This window comes from Embleya sp. NPDC050154 (genome assembly GCF_044460165.1).
GTDB lineage: Bacteria > Actinomycetota > Actinomycetes > Streptomycetales > Streptomycetaceae > Embleya.
Window position 1 is genome coordinate 242,973 of record NZ_JBITJP010000002.1, and the last position, 13,718, is coordinate 256,690.

13 protein-coding genes are annotated in these 13,718 nt (G+C 72.1%); 4 read left to right on the forward strand and 9 right to left on the reverse strand.

Features of this window, described 5'->3' with window-relative positions:
- Window positions 1-52: 52 nt before the first annotated feature.
- The 4 genes from ACIBSV_RS04700 to pruA all read right to left on the reverse strand — a co-directional run bounded on the left by ACIBSV_RS04700 (window position 53) and on the right by pruA (window position 3,363).
- Window positions 53-196 (reverse strand): hypothetical protein, encoded by a 144-nt coding sequence (locus tag ACIBSV_RS04700; protein WP_395859500.1) that lies wholly within the window; start codon window positions 194-196, stop codon window positions 53-55.
- Window positions 193-459 (reverse strand): DUF6247 family protein, encoded by a 267-nt coding sequence (locus ACIBSV_RS04705; RefSeq protein ID WP_395859501.1) that lies wholly within the window; start codon window positions 457-459, stop codon window positions 193-195. Before ACIBSV_RS04705 ends, ACIBSV_RS04700 begins: the two co-directional genes overlap by 4 nt.
- Before the next feature lie 311 nt (window positions 460-770).
- A complete protein-coding gene (locus ACIBSV_RS04710) occupies window positions 771-1,700 on the reverse strand; it encodes a proline dehydrogenase family protein (protein WP_395859502.1) in 930 nt (309 codons plus the stop codon).
- Window positions 1,701-1,734: 34 nt separating this feature from the next.
- Window positions 1,735-3,363, reverse strand: a complete 1,629-nt coding sequence (gene pruA, locus ACIBSV_RS04715) for an L-glutamate gamma-semialdehyde dehydrogenase (protein WP_395859503.1) — start codon at window positions 3,361-3,363, stop codon at window positions 1,735-1,737.
- A 259-nt stretch (window positions 3,364-3,622) separates the two neighbouring features.
- Between pruA and ACIBSV_RS04720 the strand changes: the two genes are divergently transcribed.
- On the forward strand, window positions 3,623-5,212 hold the full coding sequence (locus ACIBSV_RS04720; RefSeq protein WP_395859504.1) for a PucR family transcriptional regulator: 1,590 nt from the start codon (window positions 3,623-3,625) through the stop codon (window positions 5,210-5,212).
- Window positions 5,213-5,308: 96 nt separating this feature from the next.
- Here ACIBSV_RS04720 and ACIBSV_RS04725 read toward each other — a convergent pair whose 3' ends face one another.
- Window positions 5,309-6,100: an SDR family NAD(P)-dependent oxidoreductase gene (locus ACIBSV_RS04725; RefSeq protein WP_395859505.1), complete on the reverse strand. Its 792-nt coding sequence runs from the start codon at window positions 6,098-6,100 to the stop codon at window positions 5,309-5,311.
- A gap of 294 nt (window positions 6,101-6,394) precedes the next feature.
- On the opposite strand from ACIBSV_RS04725, the gene ACIBSV_RS04730 reads away from it, so the two are divergent.
- Together ACIBSV_RS04730 and ACIBSV_RS04735 are read left to right on the forward strand one after the other, a co-directional pair.
- Window positions 6,395-6,667 carry a hypothetical protein gene (locus ACIBSV_RS04730; RefSeq protein WP_395859506.1) on the forward strand — a complete coding sequence of 91 codons (273 nt, stop codon included), beginning with the start codon at window positions 6,395-6,397 and terminating at the stop codon, window positions 6,665-6,667.
- Entirely contained in the window at window positions 6,664-6,912 is a 249-nt protein-coding gene (locus tag ACIBSV_RS04735; RefSeq protein ID WP_395859507.1) for a hypothetical protein, read from the forward strand. The genes ACIBSV_RS04730 and ACIBSV_RS04735 overlap by 4 nt, the downstream gene beginning before the upstream one ends.
- 84 nt (window positions 6,913-6,996) lie before the next feature.
- Here ACIBSV_RS04735 and ACIBSV_RS04740 read toward each other — a convergent pair whose 3' ends face one another.
- The 4 genes from ACIBSV_RS04740 to ACIBSV_RS04755 form a co-directional block, all read right to left on the reverse strand.
- On the reverse strand, window positions 6,997-8,157 hold the full coding sequence (locus ACIBSV_RS04740) for an acyl-CoA dehydrogenase family protein (protein WP_395859903.1): 1,161 nt from the start codon (window positions 8,155-8,157) through the stop codon (window positions 6,997-6,999).
- Window positions 8,158-8,299: 142 nt separating this feature from the next.
- Entirely contained in the window at window positions 8,300-9,292 is a 993-nt protein-coding gene (locus ACIBSV_RS04745; RefSeq protein ID WP_395859508.1) for a hydroxymethylglutaryl-CoA lyase, read from the reverse strand.
- Window positions 9,292-11,367 (reverse strand): acetyl/propionyl/methylcrotonyl-CoA carboxylase subunit alpha, encoded by a 2,076-nt coding sequence (locus ACIBSV_RS04750; protein ID WP_395859509.1) that lies wholly within the window; start codon window positions 11,365-11,367, stop codon window positions 9,292-9,294. Before ACIBSV_RS04750 ends, ACIBSV_RS04745 begins: the two co-directional genes overlap by 1 nt.
- An 11-nt stretch (window positions 11,368-11,378) precedes the next feature.
- Window positions 11,379-12,983 (reverse strand): carboxyl transferase domain-containing protein, encoded by a 1,605-nt coding sequence (locus ACIBSV_RS04755; RefSeq protein WP_395859510.1) that lies wholly within the window; start codon window positions 12,981-12,983, stop codon window positions 11,379-11,381.
- Window positions 12,984-13,060: 77 nt separating this feature from the next.
- Between ACIBSV_RS04755 and ACIBSV_RS04760 the strand changes: the two genes are divergently transcribed.
- On the forward strand, window positions 13,061-13,621 hold the full coding sequence (locus ACIBSV_RS04760) for a TetR/AcrR family transcriptional regulator (RefSeq protein WP_395859511.1): 561 nt from the start codon (window positions 13,061-13,063) through the stop codon (window positions 13,619-13,621).
- The last annotated feature ends 97 nt before the right edge of the window (window positions 13,622-13,718 follow it).

Genomic DNA, 13,718 nt, shown 5'->3' on the forward strand with positions numbered 1-13,718 from the left:
ACCATTTAAGCGGCGAAGCCGTAGCGGCCGAACGGCGCTTCCAAGGTGTCCTTCAGGCCACCGGCCATGCGGCTCCCGGCGCTCCAAGGTCCTGTTGGAGCCGGCGTTCGAGGACATCGAGCGCGTTGAGGGCGTCGCGGGGCAGGGTGCGCCTGACGAGGTCGGCCTTCGGGTGGTATTCGATGGAATAGCTCACCGGTCCGCCTTCCGGAGCCTTGCGAGCGGAATGGCGCCGACGTCTTCGCCGGCTCGGATGGCGCGGGCACGGTCGAGAACGTCGTCGTAGGTCCCGGCGCGGTGATATTGGAGGCGCCGCTGCCAGGGGCCGAGGATGTTGGCGAGTTGGGCGAGGTCGCCGAGGTCCGCCGCGACCTGGAGGGCGTGGGCGTATTCCTGTTCGAACTCGGCGCGGGCGTCGTCGGGGAGTTGGGCGCGGATCTCGCCGGGCGCGGGCCACATGGCGCCACCCGTATGGGGTGACGTCGGGTTCGCGCGGGTCTCGGATCTGCTCGTCCATATCCACAGCGTGGCATCGCGCAGGCCCTGGTCGATCGCCGGCGCACATGGCGGAGTGCGCGCGACCCGATGTGCGCCCTGTGGCGTCGAGCCTCCCCGATCCGGATCGAGGACGACCCCGGCCTGTGCCGACGGACCTGACCGTGCCGATGTGCGCCGACGGCGGGCCGGGAGCCGACCCGCGTCGCCGCCCCGAACGGGCAAGCGCCGGACGGGCCGACGTCGGCCCGTCCGGCGCTTCCACGTCGCCCCGTCTACCCCTTGGTGGCCATCGCGCGCAGGAAGAAGGTCAGGTTCGCCGGGCGCTCCGCGAGCCGGCGCATGAAGTAGCCGTACCACTCGGCGCCGTACGGGAGGTAGATGCGCATCAGGTCGCCGCGCTCGACGATCCGGGCCTGCTCCTCGGGCCGGATGCCGTACAACATCTGGAACTCGAAGCTGCCCGGCGCCCGCCCGGCCAGGTCCGCGAGGTGTCGCGCGATGGCGATCAGGCGCGGGTCGTGCGAGGCCACCATCGGGTAGCCCGCGCCCCCCATCAGGATCCGCAGGCACCGCACGTACGACCGGTCCACGTCGCCCTTGTCCTGGAACGCGACCGACTCCTGCTCCTGGTAGGCGCCCTTGCACAGCCGCACCCGTGAGCCTTCGTGGGCCAAGTCCCGGCAGTCCTGCTCGGTACGCCGCAGATAAGCCTGAAGCACCGCGCCCACCCACGGAAAGTCCTTGCGCAGATCGCGCAGGATGCCCAGGGTCGAGTCGGTCGTGGTGTGGTCCTCCATGTCCAGGGTGACCGTGGTGCCCACCCGCGCGGCGGCCGCGCAGATCCGCCGGGCGTTGTCCAGCGCGATCTGCTCGCCGTCGCCGGGCAGGAACTGTCCGACGGCGGAGAGCTTGACCGACACCTCGGCGCTGCGCGCGAGGCCGGTCTCGCCGAGCGTGCCGAGCAGCGACTCGTACGCGTCCACCGTCGCGTCGGCCTGGGCCCGGTCGGCGGTGTCCTCGCCGAGGTGATCGAGCGTCACCTTGCGCCCGGACTCGACGAGTTCGCGCGTGACCCGGATCGCGTCCGCGAGCACGTCGCCCGCCACGAAGCGGTCCACGATCGCCCGGGTCGGCGGCAGGTGCTCGACCAGCGAGCGGGTCCGCGGCGAGCGGGCCGCCGCGAGGATGGGGCTGCGGAGCATTTCTTCTCCCGAAATACCGGTGGGGTGAGGTGGGTCAGCCCATGTGCGGGTAGCGGTGGTCCGTCGCCGGGACGAACGTCTCCTTGATCGAGCGCGAGCTGGTCCAGCGCATCAGGTTCTGCATCGCGCCGGCTTTGTCGTTGGTGCCGGACGCGCGCCCGCCGCCGAACGGCTGCTGACCCACCACCGCACCGGTGGGGCGGTCGTTGATGTAGAAGTTGCCCGCCGCGAACCGCAGCACGTGCGCGGTGTGCGCGATCGCCTCGCGGTCCTGCGCGATCACCGCGCCGGTGAGGCCGTACGCGGACACCGACTCCATCTGGGCGAGCATCGTGTCGTAGGCGTCGTCCTCGTAGACGTGCACGGCCAGGATCGGGCCGAAGTACTCGTCCTTGAAGATGTCGTGGTCGGCGTTCGCCGAGACCAGCACGGTGGGTCGGACGAACCAGCCGACGCTGTCGTCGTAGCTGCCGCCCGCGGCGACCTCGACCGTGTCGTCGGCGTGCGCGCGGTCGATCGCGGCCTTGTTCTTGGCGAACGCGCGCTCGTCGATGACCGCGCCCAGGAAGTGGCTCAGATCGGTGACGTCGCCCATCGACAGCCCGTCGACGGTGGCCAGGAAGTCGTCCTTGAAGCCGGATTCCCAGATCGAGCGCGGGATGTAGGCGCGCGAGGCGGCCGAGCACTTCTGGCCCTGGTACTCGAACGCGCCGCGTACCAGCGCCGTGCGCAGCACGTCGTGGTCGGCGCTGGGGTGCGCGACCACGAAGTCCTTGCCGCCGGTCTCGCCGACGATCCGCGGGTAGGTGCGGTAGCCGGCGATGTTCTCGCCGACCGTGCGCCACAGGTGCTGGAAGGTCGCGGTGGACCCGGTGAAGTGGATGGCCGCGAGCGCGGGGTGCGCGAGCGCGACCTCGGAGACCGCGATGCCGTCGCCGGTGACCAGGTTGATCACACCGGCCGGGAGTCCGGCCTCCTCGAGCAGGCGCATCAGCAATACGGCCGAGAAGGTCTGGGTGGGCGAGGGCTTCCAGAGCACCACGTTGCCCATCAGCGCCGGCGCGGTGGGCAGGTTGCCCGCGATCGCGGTGAAGTTGAACGGGGTGATCGCGTAGACGAAGCCCTCCAGCGGCCGGTGGTCCGTGCGGTTCCACACGCCCGGGCTGCTGATCGGCTGCTCGGCCAGCACTCGGCGGGCGAACTGCACGTTGAAGCGCCAGAAGTCGATCAGCTCACAGGAGGAGTCGACCTCGGCCTGCTGCGCGTTCTTGCCCTGGCCCAGCATGGTCGCGGCGGCGATCGTCTCGCGCCACGGGCCGGCGAGCAGGTCGGCGGCCTTGAGGAAGATCGCCGCGCGGTCGTCGAAGGACAGGTCGCGCCACGCGGGCGCGGCGGCCAGGGCCGCGTCGATCGCGTCTCGGGCGTCCTGGGCGCCGGCGTTCGCGAAGGTGCCCAGGCGCGCGCCGTGGTTGTGCGGTTGCACCACGTCCGTGCGCTCACCGGAGCCCATCCGGCGCTCGCCGCCGATGGTCATCGGGAGGTCGATCGGGGCCGCGGCCAGTTCCTTGAGCTTCGCTTCGAGGCGGGCCCGCGCGGGCGTGCCGGGGGCGTAGTCGTGTGCCGGCTCGTTGACCGGGGCGGGGACCTGGGTCACAGCGTCCAAAACGGCGCTCCTCTTCGGTGATCCGATGTTCGGTGATCGATCCGAATGTTCGGATGATCGACGTGTTCGGTGATCTGGGCGGTCTCGGCGTTCGGCGGTCCGGGTGAGCGGTGCTTCGCCGGACGCCTGATCCGCGCCGAGACGGGCATGGCTCTCGACCCCAACGCTAGGCCGGACTCGGCCTCGGGTGTTTATCCGATCGGTTAAACTCGAAACACCCAACTTGGCTCATCGGCCAACATTCCCGAAGGGGTCGAAAGTGGCCGAAACCGGCGTCCCGCTGCGTGAACTGCTGGCCGCTCTGGGTGGCCCGGTCGGCGACGGCCCGGTCCGGGTCGCGGCGGCGGCCGGCGGCCTGGAGGGCCTGGTCCGACACGTGTCGATCCTCGACCCGGAGGAGGAGCCGCACGCGATGCCGGGCGACCTGCTCCTGGCGGTCGGCCTGCGCGGCCGGGCGGCGGCGGGCACGGTGCGCGCGGCGGGCGTGGCCGGTGCGACGGCGGTCGCGGTCAAGGGTGAACACGCGGCGCTGCGCGAGGTCGCCGACACGGCGGGCGTGGTGTTGCTCTCGGTACGCCCGGAGGCCCGCTGGGAGCAGGTGGCCGCGCTCGCGCACGCCGCGTTGGACGAACGCCCGGACGCCGAACCACCGGACGGCGGCGACCTGTTCTCGCTCGCCCAGACCACCGCGATGCTCACCGGCGGCGGGGTCAGCATCGAGGACAGCGCCAACCGCGTGCTCGCCTACTCGCGCGCGACCGGGCCGGACGAGGCGGACGAACTGCGCCGGTTGTCCATCCTGGGCTGGCAGGGGCCGGAGGAGTACATGGCCCGGCTGCGCGACTGGGGCGTCTTCCACCGGCTGCGCACCACGGCCGAGGTGGTCGCCGTCGAGGAGCGCCCCGATCTGGGCATCCGCCGCCGACTGGCGGTCGGCGTGCACGCGGGTGGGCGCTGGCTGGGCACGATCTGGGTACAGGAGGGCCGGCAGCCGCTCGCCGAACGGGCCGCCGAGGTGCTGCTCGGCGCGGCGCGAGTGGCCACACTGCACCTGGTCCGGCGGCGCACCCGGCTGCCCGCCGAGGCCGGCGTGACCCGGGAGAACGTCGCGGGCCTGCTCACCGGCGCCGTCGCGGCCCGGACCGCGGGCACCCAGTTGGGCCTGGATCCGGTGCGGCCGGTGCAGGTCCTGGGCTTCACCGTGCGCGCGAGCAGGCCGGACGAGCCGTCCCAGGAGTTGGCCAGGACCGAACTGGCCAACCTGGTCTCGGTATACGCGGCGGCCCGGCACAGCCACGCGCACGTCGCGCCGCTGGGCGCGCGGCTGTACGTACTGCTGTCCGCACCGCCGGCCGAGTCGGTGGTGCTCGGTTGGGCGCACGAGATCGCCGAGGCGGCGCACGGCCACCTGGACCTGGCGGTACGCGGCGCCGTCGGCGACCCGGCGCCGAGCCTGGCCCGCACGGTGGCGGCCCGGGAATCGGTCGACCGGGTCCTGGACGCGATGGCGGCGGGCGGTGTGTCGGCCGAGGTCGCGGCCCTGTCCGAGGTCCGCCCGGCGGTGCTGTACGGCGAGGTCCAGGCGCTGCTGACCGACCGGCGACACATCCGCGACCCCCGGCTGAACGCGCTGCGCGCGCACGACGCCGAGCACGGCACCGAGTACACCGGCTCGGTGCTGGCCTGGCTGGACGCGCTGGGCGACGTGCGGGCCGCGGCGGCGGACCTGCACATCCATCCCAACACGCTGCGCTATCGGATCCGCCGGGCCGGCGAACTGACCGGGCTGGACTGGGCCGACCCCAAGACCCGGCTGCTCGCCGCGCTGCTGCTGCGGTTGCCGGAGTGAGGCACACGGATCGCGGTCGGCCCGCCGGGGGCGCCGCGCCCGGCGGTCGGTGCGCCGCGTGAGCCGCGCCTCGCGGTCGGTTCGCCGGCGCGGTGCTCAGACCCTGATGCCCAGTTCGGCCAGCAGGTCCAGGCTCACGTACTCGCCGCCGGTGCGCGAAGCCGGGCCGTCGCACAGTTCCAGGGTCGCGGAGACCATCTGGTCCATGGTCTCGATCTGATCGGGGCGCAACTGCCCGCCTACCAACTCCTCCGCGCCCTCACTGAGCACCGCGGCCCGCGGCTCGATCGTGTTCACCCGGATCCCGGTCCCGTACAGCTCCGCGGCCAGCGCGTTGGTGATCCGGTTCAACGCGGCCTTGGACGCCCCGTACACCGCGGTCTTGGTGCCCAACACGCCCAGTTCGAACGGCGGCCCCGCCCACGGCCGCGCGGTGCCGCTGGTCACGTTCACGATCCAGCCCTCGCCGCGCGTGGCCATCGCGGGCACCACGGCCTGACACAACTCCATCGGCGCGAGCACGTTGACCTCGAAGTGCAGCCGCGCCCGTCGTTGCGGATACACCCGCAACGACGCGTACGAGGCCATCGCCGCGTTGTTGACCAGGATGTCGATCGGCCCGCCGAGCCCCTCCTCGGCGGCCGGGACGATCCTGGCCCGCTGCCCCTCGTCGGACAGGTCGGCCACCACCACCGCGCTGCGCCGCCCGTGCCGGGCGATCAGCGTCTCGGTCCGCTCCAACGACCCGGCCAGGTTGCCCTGTCGCAACGTACGCGCGGTCACCGCCACGTCGGCTCCCTCGGCCGCGAGCCGCACCGCCAACGCCGCCCCGATTCCCCTGCTGGCCCCGGTGATCAAAGCTCTACGTCCCTCGAACCGCTTGGCCACGGCGTCCCTCCCTGGTCCCGGACAACTGCCTGCCCGCCACCATCCTCACAACAGTGGACTAGGTCAACCATCAGAACGCGAAATCCCACCTTCCGGAATCCCAGGCTCGACCGGCGTCCGCCCGGTCGCCGTGGCTTGGACGATCGTCGGCAACTCGGGGGAGATACGTCGGCGCCCCCGCATTCTCGCGGGGGCGCGCGCCGGGGTCGTGTGTGGTGCCCTCGTGCGCGCCGGCTGTCGGGCGGGGACCGCGCGATGCCATTCTGGAAGGCCCATCGCGAGCAGGAGGCCGCCATGCCCAGAACCACCGTCGTCCGTGGTGAGCGGATCGAGCTGCCGAATACGCTCGCCGAGATCCGGGCCGCGCTCCCCGAGGACCGTCGCGAGGAGTTCGACAAGGTCATGTACGAGACCCCGCTCGATCGGCTCGAACGCGACGCCATCCTGCACTGGGCGCTTCCTCCGGAGGCTCAGGAGGAGGACGAAGAAGATGCCCGCCGCATCAAGGCCGGGGATTTCAGCTTTGCCCAGTGGACGGACGGCGACGGAAACGCGGTGCCTCGATGAGCCGCTACTACGTGCAGTACTCCGACCGGGCCGAGGATGGCCTCAAGCCCCTGTCGGCCTCGCAGATCCGCGCCTTCAAATCGACCGTCGAATCAACCGTGGGCAACGACCCCTACGGGCACGGTTCCAGTCAGGTGGGGTCCGACCGGGACCGCCGCGAGGCCACGGTTACGGGCGTGTTCATCCGGTACATGGTCAGCAACAGCGTGTTGGTCGTGAGCGTCACCCGCGCCGTCTCGCTGTGAAACCGCCCATCCGCCCAGGACACCGACGCCGACCCACCGGGACGACGTGCGTCCCGGAAGGCCGGCCCCGGTGTCCCGCCGCGATCAGCGCGGCAGCCCCAGCTCGCGGGCGATCAGCATGCGCTGGACCTCGCTGGTGCCCTCGCCGATCTCCAGGATCTTGGCGTCGCGCCAGAAGCGGGCCACCGGGTACTCGTTCATGAAGCCGTAGCCGCCGTGGATCTGGGTGGCGTCGCGGGCGTTGTCCACCGCGCTCTCCGAGCTGTAGAGCTTGGCCAGCGCGGCCTCCTTCTTGAACCGCTCGCCGTGCACCAGCAGCGAGGCGGCGTGCCGCCAGGCCAACCGGGAGTTGTGCGCGCGCAGTTCCATGTCCGCGAGCTTGAAGGCGATCGCCTGGTTGGCGCCGATCGGGCGGCCGAATGCCTCGCGTTCGCCGGCGTAGCGCACCGACTCGTCCACGCAGCCCTGCGCCAACCCGGTGGCCAGCGCCGCGATGGCCACCCGGCCCTCGTCCAGGATGGACAGGAACTGGGCGTAGCCCCGGCCGCGTTCGCCGAGCAGATTCTCGGCCGGGACGCGCACGTCGTCGAAGGACAGCTCCCGGGTGTCCGAGCAGTTCCAGCCGACCTTGGAGTACGGCGGCGCGACGGTGAAGCCCTTGGTGCCGGCGGGCACGATGATCGTGCTGATCTCCTTGCCGCCGCCGGCCTTCGTGCCGGTGACCGCGGTGACCGTGACGAAGCCGGTGATGTCGGTGCCGGAGTTGGTGATGAAGCATTTGCCGCCGTTGATCACCCACTCCCCCGTCGCCTCGTCCAGGCGCGCGGTGGTGCGCGTGGCGCCGGCGTCCGAGCCGCCGCCGGGCTCGGTCAGGCCGAAGGCGCCGAGCATCTCGCCGCTGGTCAGCTTGGGCAGCCAGGTCTCCTTCTGCTCCTTGGTGCCGAACCGGTGGATCGGCATCGCGCCCAGCGAGACGGCCGCCTCCAGCGTGATCGCGACCGAGGAGTCGACCCGGGCCAGCTCTTCGAGCACCAGGCCCAGCGCGAGGTAGTCGCCGCCCATGCCGCCGTACTCCTCCGGGAACGGCAGCCCGAACAGACCCATCCGGCCCATCTCGCGCACGATCGTGTACGGGAATTCGTGCTTCTCGTACAGCTCGCCGATCGCGGGTGCGATCACATCCTTGGCGAACTCGGCGACGGTGCGCCGCAGTTGCTCGTACTCGTCGTCGAGGCGGTGGTCCAACATGGGGCAGGCTCCCGGATTCGGTGGCGGGGCGGGTCGGCGCGCTCGTGGCGACACCGGTCCGTGGGTGGGTCGGTGGGCTGCGGGTGGGCGGTCGCCGGGGTGGGTCTTCGACGGTCCGGCGGGGGGTTGAAGTCCCGCTCTAGGAGGTCGGGTCGGTCAGTGCCAGGCCGTGGGCGTCCACCCGCTTGCCGGCGAGTGCCTGGACCGCGCGCGAGGGGCTGGGGCGGCCGAGCAGTTCGGCCATCCACACGCTGGTGGCCACCAGTGCGCCCAGGTCGACGCCGGTGTCGATGCCCAGGCCGTGCAACATCCAGACCAGGTCCTCGGTGGCCAGGTTGCCGGTGGCGCTCTCCGCGTACGGGCAACCACCCAGGCCGCCCGCCGAGGCGTCCACCGTGGTCACCCCGAAGCGCAGCGCCGCGAGCGTGTTGGCCAGCGCCTGGCCGTAGCTGTCGTGGAAGTGCACGGCGATCCGCTCGGCCGGGACGCCGGCCTCGGCGAAGGCGGTCAGCAGCGCGGTGACGTGTCCGGGCGTGGCCACGCCGATCGTGTCGCCCAGGCTGAGCTGCGAACAGCCCATCTCGACGAGGGCCTTGCCGACCCGGACCACCTGGTCGAGCGGGACCGGGCCCTCCCACGGGTCGCCCCAGCACATGGACAGGTAGCCGCGGGTGTCGATGCCGGCGGCACCGGCCCGTTCGACCACCGGGCGGAACATATCCAGCGATTCGGCCACCGTGCGGTTGAGGTTGCGTCGGGCGAACGTCTCGGTGGCGCTGCCGAACACCGCGATCCGTCGCGCGCCCAGCTCCAGCGCGCGGTCGAAGCCGCGTTCGTTGGGCACCAGGACCGGCAGCCGGCGATCGACCGTCGCGATCTCGTCGTCCGCGACGACGGCCGCGAACACCTCTGCGGCATCAGCGAGTTGGGGCACCCACTTGGGCGAGACGAAGCTGGTCACCTCGATCGTGCCCAGGCCGGCCCGGGCCAGCCGGCGGACGAACTCCACCTTGGCCTCGGTGGGCACCACGCCCGACTCGTTCTGGAGTCCGTCGCGCGCACCCACCTCGTGGATGAACACCCGTTCCGGAAGCCCGGATTCACGGTGGGTGTCCGGCAGCTGTCGTGTCATCAGGTCTTCGCCTCCCGGTCGAGCGGTGCCTCGGGCAACCCGTCGAGCGGCACGGCCGGCGACCCGCCGATCGGCTCGTCGAGCGCCCCGTCGAGCGGTGCGGCCGGCGTCTCCGCCACCACCACCGCCGGCGCCTCGGCCACCACCAGCGCCAGCGTCTGGTCCATCGCCACCGACGCGCCGGCCGATACACCGATCTCGGTGACCACGCCGTCGAAGGGCGCGGTCAGCGCGTGCTCCATCTTCATCGCCTCCACCACGACCACGGTCTGGCCGCGGGTGACCCGGTCGCCGACCGCGGCCTTGACCACGGTGACCGTGCCGGGCATCGGCGAGGTCAGCGCGCCACTGGCCGCCGCGCCGCCGGCCGCCTCGGCCCGTACGGTGTCCACCTCGCTCACCCGCCAGGTGTCCGGGCCGTACGCGAGCCAGCGCACCCCGGCCGACTCGGCGGCGTAGTCGAAGCGCTTGGTCAGCCCGTCGTGGCCGACCACGAGCCCGCCCGGCACGACCCGCACCGACGCGGCGACCGGTGGGCCGCCGTCCACCGAGACCTCGCCGTCGCGCACCCGAACCTCGATCGGCTCGCCCGGCCCGATCCGCAACACGTGCGTGTCCCAGGCCGGCCCGCCGACCCGCCACCCGGTCTGCGCCGAGAACGGGTCCACCCAGCCGGTGCCGGTGATCCGCTCGGCGCGCGCCGCCAGCGCCGCCGCGACCGCCACCTCGGGCGGCGCCGGCCGGCCGATCAGGTCGTCCGTCCTGGCCTCGACCAAGCCGGTGTCCAGGTCGCCCGCGAGCACCGCCGGGTCGCCCAACAGGCGGTACAGGAAGCCCAGGTTGGTGGTCACGCCCAACACCCGGGTCTGCGCGAGGGCCGCCCGCAGTCGGCTGATCGCCGTCGCGCGGTCGTCGCCGTACGCGATCACCTTCGCCAGCATCGGGTCGTAGGAGCTGCCGACCTCGCCGCCCTCGCGCAGCCCGGAGTCCACCCGGACGCCCTCCAGGTCCGGCTCACACACCGTCAACACCCGTCCACCGGTGGGCAGAAAGCCCCGGTCGGGGTCTTCGGCGTAGATCCGCGCCTCGACCGCGTGGCCGTGCATCGAGACGTCGGACTTGCCGATCGCGGCACCGGCGGCGACCCGCAGTTGGCTCTCCACCAGGTCGACCCGGGTGACCAGTTCGGTCACCGGGTGCTCGACCTGGAGGCGGGTGTTCATCTCCATGAAGTAGAACGAGTCGGGATTCTCGGCCGGCACGATGAACTCGATGGTGCCCGCGCCCACGTAGCCGCAGGCCTTGGCGGCGCGCACGGCGGCGGCGCCCATCTCGGCCCGGGTGTCCGGATCCAGCAGCGCGGACGGGGCCTCCTCGATGATCTTCTGGTGCCGGCGTTGCAGGCTGCACTCGCGTTCGCCCAGGTGCACGACGCTGCCGTGGGTGTCCGCGAGCACCTGGATCTCGATATGCCGGGGGCGCTCGATCCAGCGCTCGATCAGCAGCGTGTCGTCGCCGAACGCGCCCTTGGCCTGCCGGCGGGCCGCCGCGATCTCGTCCGCGAGCAGCGCGCCGTCGTGCACCAGGCGCATGCCCTTGCCGCCGCCGCCCGCCGACGGCTTGATCAACACCGGGAAGCCGATCTCCCGGGCGATGTCCGCGAGTTCGCCGTCGGACATGCCGGCCGCGCCACCGCCCGGCACCACCGGGACGCCGTAGGCCGCGACCGTCTCCTTGGCCCGGATCTTGTCGCCCATCAGCTCGATCACCGCCGCCGGCGGTCCGACGAAGACCAGCCCCGCCCGCTCGACGGCGGCGGCGAACGCGGCGTTCTCGGACAGGAATCCGTAGCCCGGGTGAATCGCCCGGGCACCGGATCGCAGCGCCGCGGCGACCACGGCGTCGCCGTCGAGGTAGCCGGGCACCTCGACCGCCACATCGGCCTCGCGCACGTGCCGCGCGTCCGCGTCGTCCGGCGCGTACACGGTGATCGCGCGCACGCCCAGTCGGCGCAGCGTGCGAATCACCCGGACCGCGATCTCGCCTCGGTTGGCGACCAGTACAGCCTCGAACACGTCGTGACCCCTCACATCCGGAACAGACCGAACCGCGGCTCGGCCAGCGGCGCGTTTCCACACGCCGTCAGCGCCAGCCCCAGTACGGTGCGAGTGTCGAGCGGGTCGATGATCCCGTCGTCCCACAGCCGCGCGGTCGCGTAGTAGGCGTTGCCCTGGCGCTCGTACTGGTCGCGGATCGGCTGCTTGAACTCCTCCTCGCCGGACCAGCTCTCGCCGCGCGCCTCGATCTGGTCGCGCTTGACCGTGGCGAGCACGGTCGCGGCCTGCTCGCCGCCCATCACCGAGATCTTGGCGGTGGGCCACATCCACAGAAAGCGCGGACTGTACGCGCGGCCGCACATCGAGTAGTTGCCCGCCCCGTGCGAGCCGCCGATCACCACGGTCAGCTTGGGCACGCGCGTGGTGGCCACGGCGGTCACCATCTTGGCGCCGTGCTTGGCGATGCCGCCGTGTTCGTAGTCCTTGCCGACCATGAAGCCGGTGATGTTCTGCAGGAACACCAGCGGCACCCCGCGCTGGTCGCACAGTTCGATGAAGTGCGCGCCCTTGACCGCGGATTCGGCGAACAGGATGCCGGTGTTGGCGACGATGCCCACCGGGTGGCCGTGGATTCGGGCGAAGCCGGTGACCAGCGTGGTGCCGTACTCGCCCTTGAACTCGTGAAAGCGCGAGCCGTCGACGATCCGGGCGATCACCTCGCGCACGTCGTAGGGCGTGCGCGCGTCCGGCGGCACCACCCCGTAGAGCCCGGCCGGATCGACCGCCGGGGGCTCGATCTCGCGTACGTCCCAGGGCAGTCGCGGCCGGGCGCCGAGCGTGCCGACGATGTCGCGGACGATCCGTAGCGCGTCCTTGTCGTCGGCCGCGAGGTGGTCGACCACACCGGAGATCCGGGCGTGCACGTCGCCGCCGCCCAACTCCTCGGCGCTGACCACCTCACCCGTGGCGGCCTTCACCAGCGGCGGGCCGCCGAGGAAGATCGTGCCCTGGTCGCGCACGATCACCGTCTCGTCGCTCATCGCCGGCACGTACGCGCCGCCGGCGGTGCACGAGCCGAGCACGGCGGAGATCTGCGGGATGCCCTTGGCGCTCATCTGCGCCTGGTTGAAGAAGATCCGGCCGAAGTGGTCCCGGTCCGGGAAGACCTCGTCCTGCATCGGCAGGAACGCGCCGCCGGAGTCGACCAGGTACAGGCATGGCAGCCGGTTCTCCAGCGCGATCTCCTGCGCGCGCAGGTGCTTCTTGACCGTCATCGGGTAGTACGTGCCGCCCTTGACGGTCGCGTCGTTGGCCGCGATCACACACTCGCGTCCGGCCACCCGGCCGACGCCCGCGATGATGCCCGCCGCCGGCGCGTCGCCGCCGTACATCCCGTCGGCGGCCAGCGGCGCGATCTCCAGGAACGGCGTGCCCGGGTCGAGCAGCGCCTCCACCCGGTCGCGCGGCAGCAGTTTGCCGCGCGCGGTGTGCCGCTCCCGGGCGCGTTCGCCGCCGCCCAGGGCGGTGGTCGCCAGCCGGTCGCGCAGTTCGCCGACCGCGCGTTCGTGTGCTTCCGCGTTGGCCCGGTACGTCTTCGCCCCCGGGTCGGCGGCTGTGCCGAGCACGCTCTCCATGACACCGCCTCAAGTTAACCTTCGTTCACCTGCCCCCGAGGTTAACCACGGTTAATCCGAGTGTCTAGCATGGACACATGACCGTGAGCCGCCGAGACCAGATCCTGCAGGTGGCCGCCCGGCTTTTCGCCGAGCGCGGCTATCAGGGCGTGGGCATGGACGACATCGGCGCGGCGGTCGGGATCAGCGGCCCCGCGCTGTACAAGCACTTCCGGGGCAAGGAGGCGATGCTGACCGAATTGCTGGTGGGCATCAGCGAGCAGCTCCTGGCCAGAGGGCTGGAGCGGGCCGCGATCGAGGACCCGGCGCGGGCTCTGGACGCGCTGATCGAGGGTCAGGTCGAGTTCGCGCTGCGTCACCCGGACCTGATCACGCTGCACGACCACGCGCTCAACCAGGTGCCCACGGCCGAGCGGCACCGGATCCGCCGGGTGCAGCGCGCGTACGTGGAGATCTGGGTCGAGGTCGCGCTCAAGGCCCACCCGGACCGCCTCGACGACCGCGAGGCGCGCGCCGCGGTGCACGCCGCCTTCGGCCTGATCAACTCGACCCCGCACACCCTGCGCACGCCGCAGCGCGTGCTGGCGCCGATGTTGCGGCGGATGGCCCTGGCCGCATTGGCCGCGGCGGCGGGATAGCCCGGGGCCGACCCGGGACGGGTCTTCGGCTCCCGGCGCATCGGGCGTGTCTTCGGTCCCCGGCCGCCCGGGGGCGTGGGTACCAACGCGCGCTTCG

Bases quoted from the DNA above. Each gene is read 5' to 3' on its own strand.
- ACIBSV_RS04705 (WP_395859501.1), bottom strand. From the start codon at position 459: ATGTGGCCCGCGCCCGGCGAGATCCGCGCCCAACTCCCCGACGACGCC.
- ACIBSV_RS04730 (WP_395859506.1), top strand. From the start codon at position 6,395: ATGCCCAGAACCACCGTCGTCCGTGGTGAGCGGATCGAGCTGCCGAAT.
- ACIBSV_RS04760 (WP_395859511.1), top strand. From the start codon at position 13,061: ATGACCGTGAGCCGCCGAGACCAGATCCTGCAGGTGGCCGCCCGGCTT.
- ACIBSV_RS04735 (WP_395859507.1), top strand. From the start codon at position 6,664: ATGAGCCGCTACTACGTGCAGTACTCCGACCGGGCCGAGGATGGCCTC.
- ACIBSV_RS04745 (WP_395859508.1), bottom strand. From the start codon at position 9,292: ATGACACGACAGCTGCCGGACACCCACCGTGAATCCGGGCTTCCGGAA.
- ACIBSV_RS04710 (WP_395859502.1), bottom strand. From the start codon at position 1,700: ATGCTCCGCAGCCCCATCCTCGCGGCGGCCCGCTCGCCGCGGACCCGC.
- ACIBSV_RS04755 (WP_395859510.1), bottom strand. From the start codon at position 12,983: ATGGAGAGCGTGCTCGGCACAGCCGCCGACCCGGGGGCGAAGACGTAC.